Source organism: Psychrobacillus sp. PGGUH221 (assembly GCF_042055255.1).
Lineage (GTDB): Bacteria > Bacillota > Bacilli > Bacillales_A > Planococcaceae > Psychrobacillus.
The window spans coordinates 73202-88729 of record NZ_JAQMHQ010000008.1; the positions used below are offsets into that span (position 1 = coordinate 73202).

At 33.9% G+C, this 15528-nt stretch carries 17 protein-coding genes; all 17 read left to right on the plus strand.

Going from position 1 to position 15528, the window contains the following annotated elements; all coding sequences use genetic code 11:
- Positions 1–7 precede the first annotated feature (7 nt).
- Positions 8–1516: a zinc-ribbon domain-containing protein gene (locus PGC35_RS14270; protein WP_375219636.1), complete on the plus strand. Its 1509-nt coding sequence runs from the start codon at positions 8–10 to the stop codon at positions 1514–1516.
- A gap of 53 nt (positions 1517–1569) precedes the next feature.
- On the plus strand, positions 1570–2415 hold the full coding sequence (locus PGC35_RS14275) for a hypothetical protein (protein WP_375219637.1): 846 nt from the start codon (positions 1570–1572) through the stop codon (positions 2413–2415).
- Positions 2416–2902: 487 nt separating this feature from the next.
- On the plus strand, positions 2903–3895 hold the full coding sequence (locus tag PGC35_RS14280) for a zinc-dependent alcohol dehydrogenase family protein (RefSeq protein ID WP_375219638.1): 993 nt from the start codon (positions 2903–2905) through the stop codon (positions 3893–3895).
- Positions 3896–3992: 97 nt separating this feature from the next.
- Positions 3993–4391, plus strand: a complete 399-nt coding sequence (locus PGC35_RS14285) for a VOC family protein (RefSeq protein WP_375219639.1) — start codon at positions 3993–3995, stop codon at positions 4389–4391.
- Positions 4392–4506: 115 nt separating this feature from the next.
- Positions 4507–4740, plus strand: a complete 234-nt coding sequence (locus PGC35_RS14290; RefSeq protein WP_375219640.1) for a hypothetical protein — start codon at positions 4507–4509, stop codon at positions 4738–4740.
- Between the two features lie 735 nt (positions 4741–5475).
- Complete coding sequence (locus PGC35_RS14295) at positions 5476–6078, plus strand: hypothetical protein (RefSeq protein WP_375219641.1); 603 nt, start codon at positions 5476–5478, stop codon at positions 6076–6078.
- A gap of 196 nt (positions 6079–6274) precedes the next feature.
- Positions 6275–6619 carry a DUF6075 family protein gene (locus PGC35_RS14300; RefSeq protein ID WP_375219642.1) on the plus strand — a complete coding sequence of 115 codons (345 nt, stop codon included), beginning with the start codon at positions 6275–6277 and terminating at the stop codon, positions 6617–6619.
- Between the two features lie 136 nt (positions 6620–6755).
- Complete coding sequence (locus tag PGC35_RS14305) at positions 6756–6944, plus strand: hypothetical protein (RefSeq protein ID WP_375219774.1); 189 nt, start codon at positions 6756–6758, stop codon at positions 6942–6944.
- 43 nt (positions 6945–6987) lie between these two features.
- A complete protein-coding gene (locus PGC35_RS14310; protein ID WP_375219643.1) occupies positions 6988–7452 on the plus strand; it encodes a ribonuclease H family protein in 465 nt (154 codons plus the stop codon).
- 140 nt (positions 7453–7592) lie between these two features.
- Entirely contained in the window at positions 7593–8033 is a 441-nt protein-coding gene (locus PGC35_RS14315) for a helix-turn-helix domain-containing protein (protein ID WP_375219644.1), read from the plus strand.
- A 479-nt stretch (positions 8034–8512) separates the two neighbouring features.
- Positions 8513–8947, plus strand: coding sequence for a DUF2442 domain-containing protein (locus PGC35_RS14320; protein ID WP_375219645.1), 435 nt, complete (start codon positions 8513–8515; stop codon positions 8945–8947).
- A gap of 51 nt (positions 8948–8998) precedes the next feature.
- Positions 8999–9130, plus strand: coding sequence for a hypothetical protein (locus tag PGC35_RS14325; RefSeq protein WP_375219646.1), 132 nt, complete (start codon positions 8999–9001; stop codon positions 9128–9130).
- Between the two features lie 99 nt (positions 9131–9229).
- The gene (locus tag PGC35_RS14330) at positions 9230–10321 is read left to right on the plus strand and encodes a hypothetical protein (RefSeq protein WP_375219647.1); all 1092 of its coding nucleotides are present in this window, start codon (positions 9230–9232) and stop codon (positions 10319–10321) included.
- A 157-nt stretch (positions 10322–10478) separates the two neighbouring features.
- Entirely contained in the window at positions 10479–10724 is a 246-nt protein-coding gene (locus PGC35_RS14335; RefSeq protein WP_375219648.1) for a TIGR04540 family protein, read from the plus strand.
- A 31-nt stretch (positions 10725–10755) separates the two neighbouring features.
- Complete coding sequence (locus PGC35_RS14340) at positions 10756–11352, plus strand: DUF1819 family protein (protein ID WP_375219649.1); 597 nt, start codon at positions 10756–10758, stop codon at positions 11350–11352.
- An 11-nt stretch (positions 11353–11363) separates the two neighbouring features.
- A complete protein-coding gene (locus PGC35_RS14345) occupies positions 11364–11930 on the plus strand; it encodes a DUF1788 domain-containing protein (RefSeq protein WP_375219650.1) in 567 nt (188 codons plus the stop codon).
- An 18-nt stretch (positions 11931–11948) separates the two neighbouring features.
- Positions 11949–15527 carry a BREX system P-loop protein BrxC gene (brxC, locus tag PGC35_RS14350; RefSeq protein ID WP_375219651.1) on the plus strand — a complete coding sequence of 1193 codons (3579 nt, stop codon included), beginning with the start codon at positions 11949–11951 and terminating at the stop codon, positions 15525–15527.
- Position 15528 lies beyond the last annotated feature (1 nt).

Here is a 15528-nt window from a genome sequence, read left to right on the forward strand (position 1 = left end):
AAAAACTTTGAAAAATACCAGAGGATTTATTGTAAAAGAACGTCCAGATTTAATAGACGAGTGGCATCCAACAGAAAATAAGGGGAATACTCCAAACAATGTTAGAAGTGGTTCAGATAAGATTATTACTTGGTGTTGTAATGAGTGTGACCACATTTGGAAAAGTCAGGCTAAAAGCAGGGCGATTAAAAATACTGGTTGTCCAAAGTGCATGGAACGCTACAATGTTGGATTCCCTGAACTTGCTATATATTTTTATATAAAACAGATTTTCAAAGATACCGAACTGAATTCACCTATTGATGGCATTGGAAAGTATAAATTAGTAGATGTTTATATACCCTCTCTTAATCTCGTAGTTGAATACGATGGCGGGCATACTCATAGAGATAGGTTAGAAATCGATCAAGATAAAAGTAAACTTATTATTGAGAGAGGATATGATTTAATACGAATCAGAGATAATGGATTATCCCCGCTAAACATGGTAGGAGTACAAGAATATCTTTATGAGAGAACCTCAAATAAGACGATAAGCGAAATGATTAAGTATTTGTTAGGGATTATAAATGACCGTTATGACGGATTTAAAACAGATATCAATAAGGTAAAAGCTCAAATCAATGTAGACCTTGACAATATTCCTATTCTTGCTCAAATAAAACCAATCATTGAAAAAGATAATTTATTAGATAATTGTCCAGAAATAGAAACAATTTGGAACTATAACAAAAATTATCCCTTAAGACCTGAACATTTTAAACAATATTCAAACCATAAGGCTTGGTTTATCTGTGAGAAAAAACATTCAACATTAGCTCAGATTGGTAGTAAAGCACAAGGACATGGGTGTAACGTCTGTGATGGTAAAGTTGCTACGGAAGAGTATAATCTGGGTTTATTATTTCCCGAAATTGCAAGAGAGTGGAATATGAAATTAAATAAGAATATAACTCCAGACTCTTATTTACCATTTTCAAATCAAGTAGTCTCTTGGGATTGTCCAATATGTAAATCAACTTATAATAAGATGATAAATGAGCGTACTGGTAATGGTGAAGGTTGCCCGTATTGTGCAGGTAAAAGAGTGAACGAAACCAATTGCTTATCTAACACACACTCACATTTGGCATTAGAATGGGATTACAGTATGAATGGAGATCTAACACCAAATAACGTGACAAAAGGTTCGCATGAAAAGGTTTGGTGGATATGTGAGAGGAATCATAGTTATCCTGCCTATGTTTATAGTCGTATAGATGGGCGGGGTTGTCCTACTTGCTATAAACTTTATGGCCGTCATAAGCCCCAAAAAGCTAAAAGGGAAAATTCATTGGGAGTAAAAAAACCAGAAGTAGCTAAACAATGGCATTCAACCAAAAATGGAGATATCAGTCCATATGAAGTAGGAGCTTACGCAAGAAAGGAATATTGGTGGCTATGTGATAATGGACATGAATTCCACAAAAGCCCTAATAGCAGGCGGAGTGCCAAGTGTTCATATTGTAAAAATTAAGTACTTTTACGAGAATTAAACAATACGAAAAGCAGAACATTGGAGGGGATAAAGTGAGTATGCACAATCAGAACAATGATAGAAAAGATATGGCCAAAAGTTTGGCTCTTGATACTGTATTGAATGTCGGAAGTGAAACAGTTGCAGACATTGTAAAAGGCTCTATTACCAGCCTTGTAGGGGGTATCATGGTTGATACTGTTAGTTCACTCGTTCCTGGAGTTTCAGGGTTAGTTCAAAGTTATAAACATAATCGTTTCGAGAGAAACATTACAACACTCACCCAGGAATTAAATTCGAATATAGAAGTAATTCGTGTCAATTTGGAATCCAAGACTGAAGAACAAAAAGAGCGAATCGATCAATTGTTTAATTATGTTATGGATTATGTAATCGACGAACAACAAGAAGAAAAAATTGAGTATATGGTAAATGGTTTTGTAAGAATTACAGAACATGAGGAAGTGACAGAGGACTTTGTTCTTACCTATTATGATGTCTTGAAAGAGCTAAGAATGGTTGATATTTCAGTAATAAGACTTATGTATTCTTCTCGTTATATTCATGATCAAGAATCGAATGAATCGTTTCAGGACGTTATGGAGAGACATGGGATTAGCTATGAACAATATGAGTCTGTAAGAAGGAATTTACTTAGAATTGGACTGCTAACCACCAAAACGGACTTGCATATCACAGATGACTTAAAGGAAATTTCAAAGAAGTTTAAAGAGCTGTACACTTATTTGGATAAACTAACAAATCCTAAACATAAAGGTTCACTTCCTAAACTAAAGGAACCAAATTTAAAATCGAAAGAAAATTTTGAGATGTCAAGATTTGGTCGAGACTTTGTTCAGTTCTTTTTAAAGTCAGAAATTGAAGAGAATGAGGTTTAAAACTACTAAAATAATTTGTTCAGCGAACTTTAATTATTGGTGAAAAGGAAAGTTTTCTACATAAAATCCAAGGTTGCAGTAACAAAGGGGATAACTTTTCGTTATGGATTATACCTTTTGAAGAGTGAAGGAGGGCCTACTGTCCCTAAATAAAATTACCGTTCCTTACACAATATTTAAAGAACCGTTAAATCTAATAGTCGAACAAGGTCATGAAATTGAAAAGATGGTCGTGTCATGGTACAAGTTTCTAAGAATGAAGATAATTATGACATAGAGATTACTGGAAATGCAGTCTATGTTAAAGAATTCGATGTTTTATTAGAAAATTAATAGTTGGTGAAAAAGTGTACTTAAACTAACAGGTACTTTAGCAGAACAGAGCTGTCAGAAGACAGCCTTTATATTGTTATTCAACTAAAGATGCAATTTAGTTGGAGATGATATAATTGAATAAATCTGATTTATAATAAGGAGACTTATAGTCTTGGATGCAAAATGTATTAAATTCTACGAATTCGGTAGCCCTAAAGATGTTTTAAAAGTTGAATATAAAAGCATTGAACCACCGAAAGATAATGAAATACTTGTTCGAATGTTAGCACGTCCTATAAATCCTTCTGACTTAATACCGATTAGTGGGGCATATTCTCAACGGATTTCTTTACCAAATATTCCTGGTTATGAAGGAGTTGGAATTGTAGAAGATGTTGGTTCTTTAGTTTCTCATAATCTTATTGGTAAACGTGTTTTACCTTTACGTGGGGAAGGCACTTGGCAAGAATTTGTTAAGACATCAGCAGAATTTGCAGTTTCTTTACCAGATTCTATTAATGACTTTACGGCTTCACAGATGTATATCAATCCAATTACAGCCTTGGTGATTTGTACGGAAGTTTTAAAATTAAGACCAAATGATGTTTTATTGGTTAACGCATGTGGTTCTTCAATCGGGCATATTTTTGCTCAATTATCGAAGGTTTTAGGTTTTCGATTAATTGCAGTTACCAGAAATAATAAATATACAGCAGATTTACTTCATCTTGGTGCTTCTTATGTGATAGATACCTCAGAAGTTCTACTTTACGAAACAGTTATGGAATTAACAAATGGAATGGGTGCAGATTCTGCTATTGATTCTGTTGGAGGTTCATCTGGAAACGATTTGGCTTTTTGTGTTCACCCTAATGGTAATTTTTTAACCATCGGTCTTTTATCAGGGGTACAAGTAAACTGGTCAGATATTATAAATAAAGCAAAAGTGAATGCTAATATCTTTCATTTACGGAATTGGAATAAAAATGTCTCAGCAGATAAATGGCAAGAAACTTTTAACCATTTGATAACCCTAATAAATGATAAAAGATTAAGTTTGATGATGGTAGATTCTCAATACGATTTATTAAACGTAAAAAAAGCTGTTGAAGTTGTTGAATCTTCTAAAATAACCAAAGGGAAAGTGTTTATAACAAGCTACTGAGGTAATTCTTGTTCAACTAAAGGTGCGTTTCTACAATAAGTGGAGACGCATTTTTACTAAAGAAGCGGGTAAGTGGAATAAGGGAGGGGATTTTTCATTGTCAAAGGGGTTACTCCATCATATTGAATTGTATGTATCAGATATAAAAAAGACAGTAGATTTTTGGAGTTGGTTTCTTGAAGAATTAGGATACATTCCTTTTCAAGAGTGGGAGAGTGGACGAAGTTGGAAATTAGGTGATACATATATTGTTTTTGTACAAACAGAAGACAGGTTTTTAGATGTTCCGTATCATAGATGCCGAGTAGGACTTAATCATCTGGCGTTCCACGCAAACTCACGACAACACGTTGATGAAATGACAATCAAATTAAAAGAAAAAGGTATAAGTATTCTTTATCCAAAAAAGCATCCTTTTGCTGGGGGAGATAATCATTATACCATTTATTTTGAAGACCCAGATAGAATAAAAGTAGAACTTGTGGCTCCTGAATAGTAATTTAAGTAACAGGTGCTTTAGTTCAACAACGTTTAGACTCAGAGTCGAGTGTATTTAACCCTTTGTATACGAATGTATAACCGTTTCGGAGTGTTGATTGGAGGTGATATTTATGGCAAAAGAAAATTCCATTCGTAGTCGTTATTCTTTGGAGGTCAATGCGGTTTTAAATCGTTTAGATGATTTAAAGAAGGGGCGAATCTATGAAATAACACATACTCGTGGAGATGGTTCACATCATACGATTGCAGAAAATATAAAAAAAGATTTCTTATTGTTACTGGATATGATAGATAATGATGCTCCATCTGCAACGGATTTAATATTTAATAAAGAGGATAAATAATTGAAGTTTTTAGCATGCCTTATTTTGGTATACTATGGTTGAATCGAAAGTCATTAAAGTAAGTGCTTCAGAGCTGATCGAGACTGTGGTCAGCTTTTTTTATATCATACTACTTTTTGTGGCTTCAGCCCCCCTAAGTAAGTCTCTCGGCTTGCTTACGATTTGGTCAATTAATCATATTTATTGGCGAAAAGAAATGTTTTCTCCATTAGTTCTTGAACAGAAATTTACTAACCCTATCCTATAGAAATCAATTTTTGTAATGGAGTTGCCATGAGAACACCATCTGTAATAATTTAGGTTTAATAGAAAAAAATGGTTGACATCTAATACATAGAGATATATATTAAGAGTACATATTTTTTAGGAAATTAATTTTTGTTTTGCATATTTAATATAAAACCAATTTTTAGATAAAAGCTGATTTACATACGTATACAATTTCATACAGTATCAATCTCTTATTTGAAGGGTGGAGTTTGTCTCTTCAAAAAGTTATTGAGCTGTTCGATTGTATGTGTAAGTAAGTTAGCTTTTTTGTGTTAGTTAGAAGTTAGAAGCATTTTTGATTTTAGCAGAATTTTTTACTTAGGTTATCCATCATTATTTGTTGATTCGATAACTGATCTAATCAAGGTGAGGTGAATGCAAAAGATGTAAAATACAATGTTTTAAAGTTTAAAATTACAAATAGATTTTTGGAAAAACTATAACAAATTGAAGGAGGAAACAAAAATGACAAACGTAATGAGTATTCAAGAACAAAGCAAGGTAATTGAGGTGGCACTGAGCAATGGTTATATTAACGAATATGAAGAAGTGATGTATATGTATAACGAAGAGAGTACAGGTTTGTGTGGCGTACTAACTGTAATTGATCAATTTGGATTTGCCAGTATTTCTGAAGTACTTGCAGAAATAGAAGAACAATTATTTTTATCTCAAGAAGAAAATAATTCTGGAGATGAAATAAACATTAAAGAAACTGAACCTTGGAATAATGGTGGAGTTATCGTATGTAAAGAAGGAGCTTTCGTTTGGGATTCTGTTGTTGCAGAATATGTATGGTGTGGACAAATAAGTAGAACGGTTAGACGGCAAATGGTTCGAGTATTAGAGAATGTCACACTCGACCATGGTTTTGATGAAATTCAGTTAACTAAAGGCGAAGAGTACTTTTTGGAACATCAATATGTATATTACGACGAAGATAACATCCCAGTTATTATGTTTGTGATGAACAAGGAAGATAAAGCCCCTATTGTTTTACCGTTTGACAAGAGTGTATTAACAATAAACAATCAGGATTTTGCAATATTAAATTATCCACGTAAATGAACTTTAGATTTCTAATTGATCCAACTCGGATGTAAAGCCCATATAAACTAAGATTGAAAAAATGATTGGAGTATGAGAAACATTAATTTCTTCTACTTCAATTGTTCAATTTACATAAAAAAGTGAGCAATCTTCTTATAAAGAATAGACTTCTGCATAAAACATAGAGAATCAAAAAAATAGGAGGAGATTTTCTATGTTTTTATTTCCATGTCATCAAAGGAACTTTGAAGAATTAATAAATAGGGACAAAACACATCCAAAGGATATGGAGAGAAATGCGATGTTCTATATTTTTTCAGGAAACAGCGAGCTATTGGAAAAGATGATTGTATTCTATGACTTTGACAATGGCATGATACGGACTAAGGGATTGGAAGAAGTTAACTTGTCCAGTAATGCTACAGCATTGGTGAAGCTGGCGTTTAATCTTTACAATAATTTTGACTGTGGAACCATTGTCGATTTATTTGCCAATTTGGATGATAAGAATAGCAATTTAGCGTTGAAAGCAATTCGATTAAGGTTTGCAATGAATTGAACATCTTTATTGCTCTTTCTTCATTCGTTCACTCTTAACACAATCATTCAATCACAACTCCCGCTTACTATCGGGAAATTTCTATTTGTTATATGATTGCTCAAAAGAAAAGGCAGTTAAGGGAGATGATGGAGTGATGGAGAACATGGAAATTAACAGGCAGTTAGCAAAATTATTGGGTGATTATGAAAATGAAGTTCTGGAAGCTAAGAAAAGCGGGTTATTAACAGAAAGCACTGCAAAAACGTATTTGTTACATGCCAGCAATTTCGTGAAATGGTGTAAAAATGATTTTGTACCAGGAGAGAGAAATAAAGGGAGGTAGCACAAACGTTTTTGGATCTGACAGACACATGAGGTGAAGAAAAATGAGACAGTTTATCATTGATGGTTCAAGTAAGGGAATTGCGATGGGTGCAGGGATCGTAGAAGTTAATGGTTTGGGTTTTGTGAAGACGCATACTTTCCAAACATATCATTTGAAAGCAGATGCAACATTAGCAGAAATTTATGCATTTGATTGTGCTTTACAGCTCATTCAGCAAAAGGGAAATGCGGAAAGAATTTTTGAGATTTATTCCGATCATAAGTTGGTTCATAAATTATTTAATAAGTCATTGGACGAGATAACAAATGATCTCTATATCGACAATATAAAAAAGCAGGTAGCACTAATAAAAAAGTTTGCTAAGTTTGAGTTGCGATATACAGATGAAATTGTAAAACACTACGCTAAAATGGCTCACTTACTAAGTCGAGAATATATGATGGATCCACTAACAGAAAGAATCATTAAGCAATCCGAGTCACTGAAGATGAACGTAATGAATTAGGTATAGCTTATTATTAATCTATCAATATTCTATTTTGCCTCCCGATTTGAAGTTATATTTTAGAGCTAATTATCTATAATATAATGTTTCAAATTAAAAAGGAATTTCACATGAGTGAAATACAGGAGGAATGGTAGAATATGAGGGAGAGTCGATCAGTTAATCCAAATTTTGGAAACCTCGTTAAACATCTTAGAAGTAAGAGGTCAATGAGTTTGAGACAAATGACCGAGGCGACAGGAATAAGCGAAAGCTATATTAATCGAATAGAGAACGGTTTTCGTATCTGTCCGTCGTTTCCTGTGATTGAAAAGTTGGCAACAGTTTTAGGTGTTACACCAAATTTTTTGTTAGAAGTTAGCTCAAACAATCAGGAGAGTGTAGTTCTGTTAGAGGAACTGTTGTATACAAACGATTTCACCTTGGATGGAGTTAAATCTGTAAGTCCTGGAACAAAAGAGCTAATTCTTAACCTATTAGATTTAGTCAATGATGTTAGTTGGGAGAAGGACACCATAATTGCGGATATTTACGAAGTTATTCAAGTGGTAAATGATTTGAAACAGGAATTAAGTGTATGAATAAGTGTGAGAGGAATAAACTTCCTCTCGTTTTTCTATTTTACCAAGGAATCATCTCGTAATAGCAAACGGAATATTTTCTTGTGATACAGTTATCACGGTAACTGTATTGGAAAATTTTATTCGAAATAGTAAAAGATGGTTGAATATTAATCGAAAATAACTTATACTGATGTTACATCAATTTTTACAGTCACTAACTTTTTCTTTAAATATTTTTATTAAACCTTTTGTTTTTATGAAAGCTAATTTACTTATGTTCGCAAATTTTGATAGGTGTAGTCTATTTTTCCATGGGAGCAGTATGCCTATTTGGAAGAAGCCTATTAAGTTGTGCATGTAAGTAAATTAGCTTTTTTGCATTTTATTAACTGGCAGTATCTCTATGCAAAGTAGAAATGCATGAGCCAGAAATAAAGGAGGAAAGGAAGATAATAGAGTTTGATTAACAGAATTATGTCAGAAAGGTTGGGAATAAAATGAATGAAATGAAGCGACGTTATAAAATGAAAATTATCTCTTTCTATGCAACAAAAACATTCAAATTGCTTTTAGAATTCGAAAATGGTGAGTATCGAGCGTGCGACTTTAGAAAAGCAGTAGAAAGTAGTAATGCTCTTCTAAAGGAAGTTATGGAGGACGTTGATTTATTTTTAACTGTAAAAATAGATATCACTTCGGGAGATCTTTATTGGGAGAACAAGCTAAAATTTAGTGCCGAAATAATTTATGAATTAAGTATGGATTTAGATCAACTAATCAACCCGCCCCCCAGAAAAATAAGATTACCTGTTGCATCAAAAACTACTCATTTAACAGAAGCATCAAAATCTCGTACTACAAGAGAGTTAGAACAATCTAATAAAGAATTGTTAGAACGCATTAGAATCAACAAAAACATGAGTGGGTGGTAATGAATGTACTTATACATGTATCGAAAGTAAAAAGATAGGGGGACAACGGGAATGGAAAAAGTACTGGCTAAATTAGAATCTAAAGATTTTATCAGAAATATTATTATTGAAATCTCCAGTGACATTTTCATGCTCATAATTGGTCTGGTTATGGGTTATTTCTTGAAAGTTTGGTTGATGTAGAAAGAAAGGAAAATACTTACAATTGAGACGATAAATTTGATGCCGTTACATACTAACCAGGTTCTATTAAAGAGAGCGGATGAATGGAGAGAAGATAGTATGAGCATAAATAATTCCAATAAAGAGTCCATCTTTGCTATTTTCATGAAGGACTTTTATCAATGCTGGGAACAATTATTAGGGTTTAAGGTAGAAAATATTCGATTGGAACAACGACATGCGGGCAAGAACGTTGATTTATTGGGCTACGATTCTCGAAGAAGAATAAACGTTTTTTTTGAGATGCAAGTGACCAAAGCAAATAAACGTTACTTAGCTCGTCTTAAGGAAATGATGAATAGCGGATATTCGGAAGGAGTAGTTATTTGGGTAGCATCTTCATTTGACGATGCATTGCTGAAGGATTTAGGGGAATGGATGAAGGAAAGTAAGAAGAAGTATATTGATTTCTATGCCCTAACCATTAATGAATCTGGGATAAGACTATTACAAGAATTAAATGGATTGTATAAATTGGACATATACAATCAACTTGATTGCTTAAACCAGGTAGATAAACTATTAACCGTTCAGTATTCGAATAAGAATTTATCCCCCTCGCATTGTGGAACTGTAGAGCCAGTGAACCGAGAGTTAGACTTTTCACGTGTGGAAGATGTGAAGAAAGGTCTCCTTAGCAAATTACGCTTGGAAATACCTTACTTCTTAAACTTTCACTATGAGAAAAAAATGAATCAGAACGATCGAATAATGACAGTTGGAGGTGGTAAAGCAGGAATCTATTTAAGAATTTCCGCTAAAGATGTTAGATACCGTTCCTTTGTCGAATTATTCTTCGAAAAATCGAGAGAAGATTGGTTTGAGGATTTTAAACATAGTGAGCAGGAAATAAAGACAAATGTACACCCAGATATTGTTTTTGGTGACAGAAGGATAGGTGTTTATTTTAAAACAGATGAAGATTACGAGGTAATTTTTTCTAAATTAGCAGAGATTATTGAGAAAATGCTCGATTACTTTGCCCCTTATACATTTGGGAAGGAAGAAATCCTTGTGGAGAAACAAGAAATTGTAACGCCAATGATTAGGCAACGTTTTGTTTCTGTAGAAACAGAATGTGCTGAAGAGTGTATCGTTACGGAGGATAGTTATCGTATTCAATTAGAAGAACGTTCTGAAGGTTTTTGGTAATTATAAGGTTTTAGTCAATGGCTTCGTATCTTTATGGTACGAAGCTATTTTTGTTTTTTGTTCCTGCTTGTTAAGAATGTGTGCTAATTCTTGAGAATACATTGTGTTACGCCAAAAGTAAAAGTAAAATAAGAATTAAGTAAAATAGAAATACGAGGTGACGTTCTTGGAGTTAAAACTTTTCTACCGTACTCAGCGTGATTTGGCTACTGCGTTAAATCAATTGATTGACGCATATTGGTCGGAGAAGATTAAAGAAGCAGAACTAATAGAAGGAATAAAAAGTATGTATTTAAATAATCAGGATAAACTAATGAAAAATAATGAGTTTACAACAGTTGTTCAACAGCAATGCGGAAAACGTAGATTAGCAATAGTTGAAAGAATATTGGAAATAAAATAGTTTACCAGTGCTGTGTGAAAGGTTGAATGGAATGACAATAGAATTAGAATATTCTTCTGTATTAACAGGAGCTGGATTCATGTTATACGAAGTTAAACAAATTGCTCTATTAAAAGAACAAGGATTTTCAGATACAGAGATTAAACAAAAAGTATTAGAAGAGAACGTATTTCAATATGAAAAAATGTCGAGTATTAAAAGAGCTTTTCCATACATTTTAAAACGGGTAAACGTATTGGATGAAATACTTCTACAGCTAATTATGAAAGAATCATTAGAAACGGCTAAGATAATCAATTTATATGCAATCATGAAATCAGATCGACTATTCTTTGAATTTATGCATGAAGTGATTCAAGAAAAACTACAAAAAAATGATTATCTATTAGAAAAAAAAGATGTTAATTCATATTTTACTGCGAAAGCAGAGCAGAGTGATTTTATAGCGAGTTGGTCAGAGACAACAATCCAAAAATTGAAACAAGTCTACAAGAAAATCCTACTGGAAACAGGTATGCTAAAGAGTTTGAAGACTGGCGAACTAAATCGTCTGATCATCGACGAGCAAATTAAATGCCATCTTAAACTGATTGATGATGAACGATGTGTACGAGCAATGGGTGAGTGAGGAGTGACAAAATGGCGAATTTGAATGCAAGACTGGATCAAATCATACCAAAAATCAAAGAGGATAAGTTTATCGAAGGACGTGGGCTTGGAAACGAAATCAGCTTTTATGTCTTCGATTATGAACCAGATGACGAACTTGTCGTGAGGGATTATATAAAGCACATCAAAAAAGAATTCAGTTATGAAGGTTCTAATAGACGAATTATAGAATTTGATTTATATAAAATGATTCTTGATATCACGAAAGAAAAGAGAATTTTTGATCGTATTTTTGAGATGGAGGAAAGACAAGGGAAAGAAGCTTTGTTCAAGGCAATGACGACGTTTGCTAAACCAGAAGTTTTTTTACAGAAAATAAAGGAACAGATGGGAGATAATAATGTTGTCTTCCTTACTGGGATAGGAAAAGTGTATCCATTCGTGCGGTCACATAACATACTAAACAACTTACAAGAAGTGCTGGATAAAACGCCTGTAATTATGTTTTTTCCAGGGCAATACGATGGTCAATCATTACAATTGTTTAGCAAATTCAAAGATGACAACTACTATAGAGCATTTCGTTTAGTAGATTAGAGAAAAGGGGGAATTGAGATGATACTGAAAGATATGTTTTTAAAGGATATTGAACGTGATATACGTGGGGTAATTAAAGTTGCCCAAACTAATGAAGAAGACATTTACCAAGAACTTGATGAATATGTTGTGACTCAAGAGCTACATAAGCACTTATCGAAGTTCTACGATAATTACCAAAAAGGAATTAACGGCAAGACAGACAAAATGGGCGTTTGGATTAGCGGGTTCTTTGGATCGGGTAAGTCTCACTTTCTTAAAATCCTCGCTTACCTGTTAGAGAACAAGGAAGTGAAAGGGAAGCAACCGATTGATTTCTTTGAGAACAAAGTGCAGGATTCACTTGTCTATGCAAATATGAAGCGAACTGCAGATGTCGATACAGAAGTCATTTTGTTCAACATTGATTCCAAAAGTTCCCTTGACAATAAATCCAAAGAAGATGCAATTTTACGTGTCTTCATGAAGGTGTTTTACGAGCATAGAGGCTATTATGGGGACATTCCAGGTGTTGCAGAGATGGAGAAGTATTTAGACAAGCAAGGCGTGTACGAAGCGTTTAAAAAGGAGTTTAGGGCATTAGCGGGTGAATCATGGGAGAGTCGTCGCAACAGCTTCTATTTCGATGCAGACTTTGTGATCGGGGCATTGACGAAAGTAACAGATATGTCGGAAGAATCTGCAAGAAATTGGTTCGAAAATGGTGTCAATAACTTCGAAATTAGTATTGAGAAATTCTCAAAAGACGTAAAAGAATACATTGACGAAAAGGAATCTAATTTCCACTTAGTTTTCTTGGTGGATGAAATTGGTCAATATATCGGTGACAGCCGTAATCTAATGCTTAACTTGCAAACACTTGCGGAAGACCTCGGAACACATGCACACGGTAAGGTATGGATCATGGTGACTTCACAAGAAAGTATAGATTCTATTGTGAAAGTTAAAGGGGATGACTTCTCTCGTATACAAGGACGCTTCGATACAAGACTATCATTGTCTTCTATTTCTGTAGATGAAGTAATCAAGAAGCGAATCTTGGAGAAGCATTCGCATGTTAATGACAAATTAAAGGTTTTCTTCCCTGAAAAGAGTGCCATCTTGAAAAATCTAATTAGTTTCCGAGAAAGCACGGCGGATCTGAGAGGTTACGATAATGATCAAGAATTTGCGGATGTATATCCCTTCATTCCTTATCAATTTAAACTTCTGCAAAATGTTTTCGAGCAAGTGAGAAAACATGGTTCATCAGGCAAGCACTTATCTGAAGGGGAACGGTCTATGCTTTCGGCATTTAAAGAAGCAGGGCTTAACTATAAAGATGCTGAAGAAGGTACGCTAATTCCGTTCTATGCGTTCTACGATACAATTAAAGAGTTTCTTAACCCTGCCATCTCAAGAGTTATTGAGGGAGCAAAGGAAAACCCTGCGTTAAAAGATGATGAATTTAACATCAACTTACTAAAAGTACTGTTCATGATTAAATATATTAAAGAATTACCTTCGAACATTGACAATATCGCTACATTAATGGTGACAAATATGGATGAAGACAAACTACAGCTAAAAGAAAAAATAAAGGTAGCTGTACGAAAACTTACTTCGCAAACACTCATTCAGAAAAATGGGGACTATTTCGTATTCTTAACAGATGATGAACAGGATATAAACCGAGAAATTAAACAAATGAACATAGATGAAGATATTGTAAAAAGAGAATTGGCCAACTATATCTTTCAAGACATGTTTGATGATAAAAGATTTAATTATTCGAAGGAATATGCATTCTCCTACAATCAAAAAATGGATGAAAAAAATTACGGCAATCAGACATCAAGTATTGGATTGAACATCGTTTCTCCACTATCTGACCATTATCAAAAATCCGCTCAAGAATTGATGATGATGACTTCGGGTAGTGGTGAAATGATTATTAAGCTTGGTGGAAACGAGATATATGTCGAGGAAATGGAAGAAGCATTACGAATCGAAGAATTCCGAAAGAAAAAGAATATAACACAACTTCCAGAAAACATTCAAAATATCTTAAACAACAAGTCAGCAGAAGTTCGTGAACGTAAACGTAGAGTGCGTGAACTACTGGAGGACGCAATAAAAGATGGAGCGTTCTTTGTGAATGGTGACAAAATGGATATTAAAGGTTCTTCTGTGAAGGAGAAAATTAATTCTGCTTTCAAACAATTGGTCGATAATGTGTATACGAAACTTGGTTATGTGAAAGAGTATTTGGAAAACGAACGAGCATTGATTCCTATTTTAGCCTCTGATACAGATCAGATTTCTTTTGACGACAAAATCGGCACAAATCCTAACGAACTTGCCAAAAGAGAAATCTTTGATTTTATCGATCTGCAAGATCAAATTCAAAAACAGATTCGAGTGAAAATTATCTATGATCGCTTCCAAGACAAACCTTATGGATGGAAACAGCTTGATATAGCGGGACTTATTGCTGAGCTATTAAAAGAGCAACGTATTCGCATCCGTTACAATGCTGAGTATCTGGAGCCAGAAATAGATACGAACAAATTACTCACTGTATTTGCCAAAACCTCTGAAGCCGATAAAGGAATCATTCTTAAACGAGTGAAAGTGGATGAGACTTTAATCCGTACAGCTAAAAGAGTGTGTAAAGAGGTCTTCAATACAACAGATTTAGCGGATGATGAAGATGGTCTTGTTAAAGATATTCGAGTATTGATAGAAATACAAATAGCAGAAATCGATGCTTATAAAGCACGCTATGAAGGAAGAAAGTATCCAGGTAGAAGCTTACTCGATAAAGGGTTGGAATATTTTGGGCGATTCGATAACAAACTTGATAATGCTTCCTTCTTTATGAAGCTAAATGAGTTAGAAGATGATTTGGCAATTTGGGAAGAAGATATCGTCTTTGTAAAAAGTTTCTTCGACACAAACCAGAAAGATATTTTCGATCAAGGTTTAGCGGGACTCACCAAGTACGAGGAAAACAAGGCATATCTGTCAGAACAAGAAGTGGCAGAAGCAATGGACAAACTTCGTTCAATCGTTCAAGATCCGATTCCTTATCGGAAAATCAAAGATATGCCAGAATTGGTTTATTCATTAGAAGAACAAATCAATCTCGTTTTATCAGAGAAAAAAGAAAATACCCATAAAAAATTAAAAGCAGACTATGACGAATTGTCACTACAAGCGAAGCAATATGGTGTGTCCAATGAAACAAAACAGCGTGTCGATGATTACTATAACGGATTAAAAGGCAATCTTGATAGGTTTACGGATATTTTCAAAGTAGATGCTACTGTTTCACAAAGTACAAGCTTCAAAGAACGAACAGAAATAGAAATAAGACGTGAAATCGTTGAATGGCAACGTAAAAAAGCGGAAGAGCAGAAACAAAAACCTGGTGGGGAAGTTCTGGATCCACCAATCATTGAACCTATTATTTTGAAAGAAAATGTAAAAGTATCAGAACTCGTTGCCATAACAACATTATCTACTGAAGAAGATGTAGATAAATACATCAATACCTTATCCAATAAATTAAAGCAAATCATCAAATCAAATAAACAAATTGAGTTTATAGAATAGG

What these genes read in the sequence shown, in the direction of transcription:
- PGC35_RS14290 (WP_375219640.1), top strand. Translation starts at nt 4,507, where the DNA reads ATGGCAAAAGAAAATTCCATTCGTAGTCGTTATTCTTTGGAGGTCAAT.
- PGC35_RS14295 (WP_375219641.1), top strand. Translation starts at nt 5,476, where the DNA reads ATGACAAACGTAATGAGTATTCAAGAACAAAGCAAGGTAATTGAGGTG.
- PGC35_RS14300 (WP_375219642.1), top strand. Translation starts at nt 6,275, where the DNA reads ATGTTTTTATTTCCATGTCATCAAAGGAACTTTGAAGAATTAATAAAT.
- PGC35_RS14305 (WP_375219774.1), top strand. Translation starts at nt 6,756, where the DNA reads ATGGAGAACATGGAAATTAACAGGCAGTTAGCAAAATTATTGGGTGAT.
- PGC35_RS14310 (WP_375219643.1), top strand. Translation starts at nt 6,988, where the DNA reads ATGAGACAGTTTATCATTGATGGTTCAAGTAAGGGAATTGCGATGGGT.
- PGC35_RS14315 (WP_375219644.1), top strand. Translation starts at nt 7,593, where the DNA reads ATGAGGGAGAGTCGATCAGTTAATCCAAATTTTGGAAACCTCGTTAAA.
- PGC35_RS14320 (WP_375219645.1), top strand. Translation starts at nt 8,513, where the DNA reads ATGAATGAAATGAAGCGACGTTATAAAATGAAAATTATCTCTTTCTAT.
- PGC35_RS14325 (WP_375219646.1), top strand. Translation starts at nt 8,999, where the DNA reads ATGGAAAAAGTACTGGCTAAATTAGAATCTAAAGATTTTATCAGAAAT.
- PGC35_RS14330 (WP_375219647.1), top strand. Translation starts at nt 9,230, where the DNA reads ATGAGCATAAATAATTCCAATAAAGAGTCCATCTTTGCTATTTTCATG.
- PGC35_RS14340 (WP_375219649.1), top strand. Translation starts at nt 10,756, where the DNA reads ATGACAATAGAATTAGAATATTCTTCTGTATTAACAGGAGCTGGATTC.
- PGC35_RS14345 (WP_375219650.1), top strand. Translation starts at nt 11,364, where the DNA reads ATGGCGAATTTGAATGCAAGACTGGATCAAATCATACCAAAAATCAAA.
- brxC (WP_375219651.1), top strand. Translation starts at nt 11,949, where the DNA reads ATGATACTGAAAGATATGTTTTTAAAGGATATTGAACGTGATATACGT.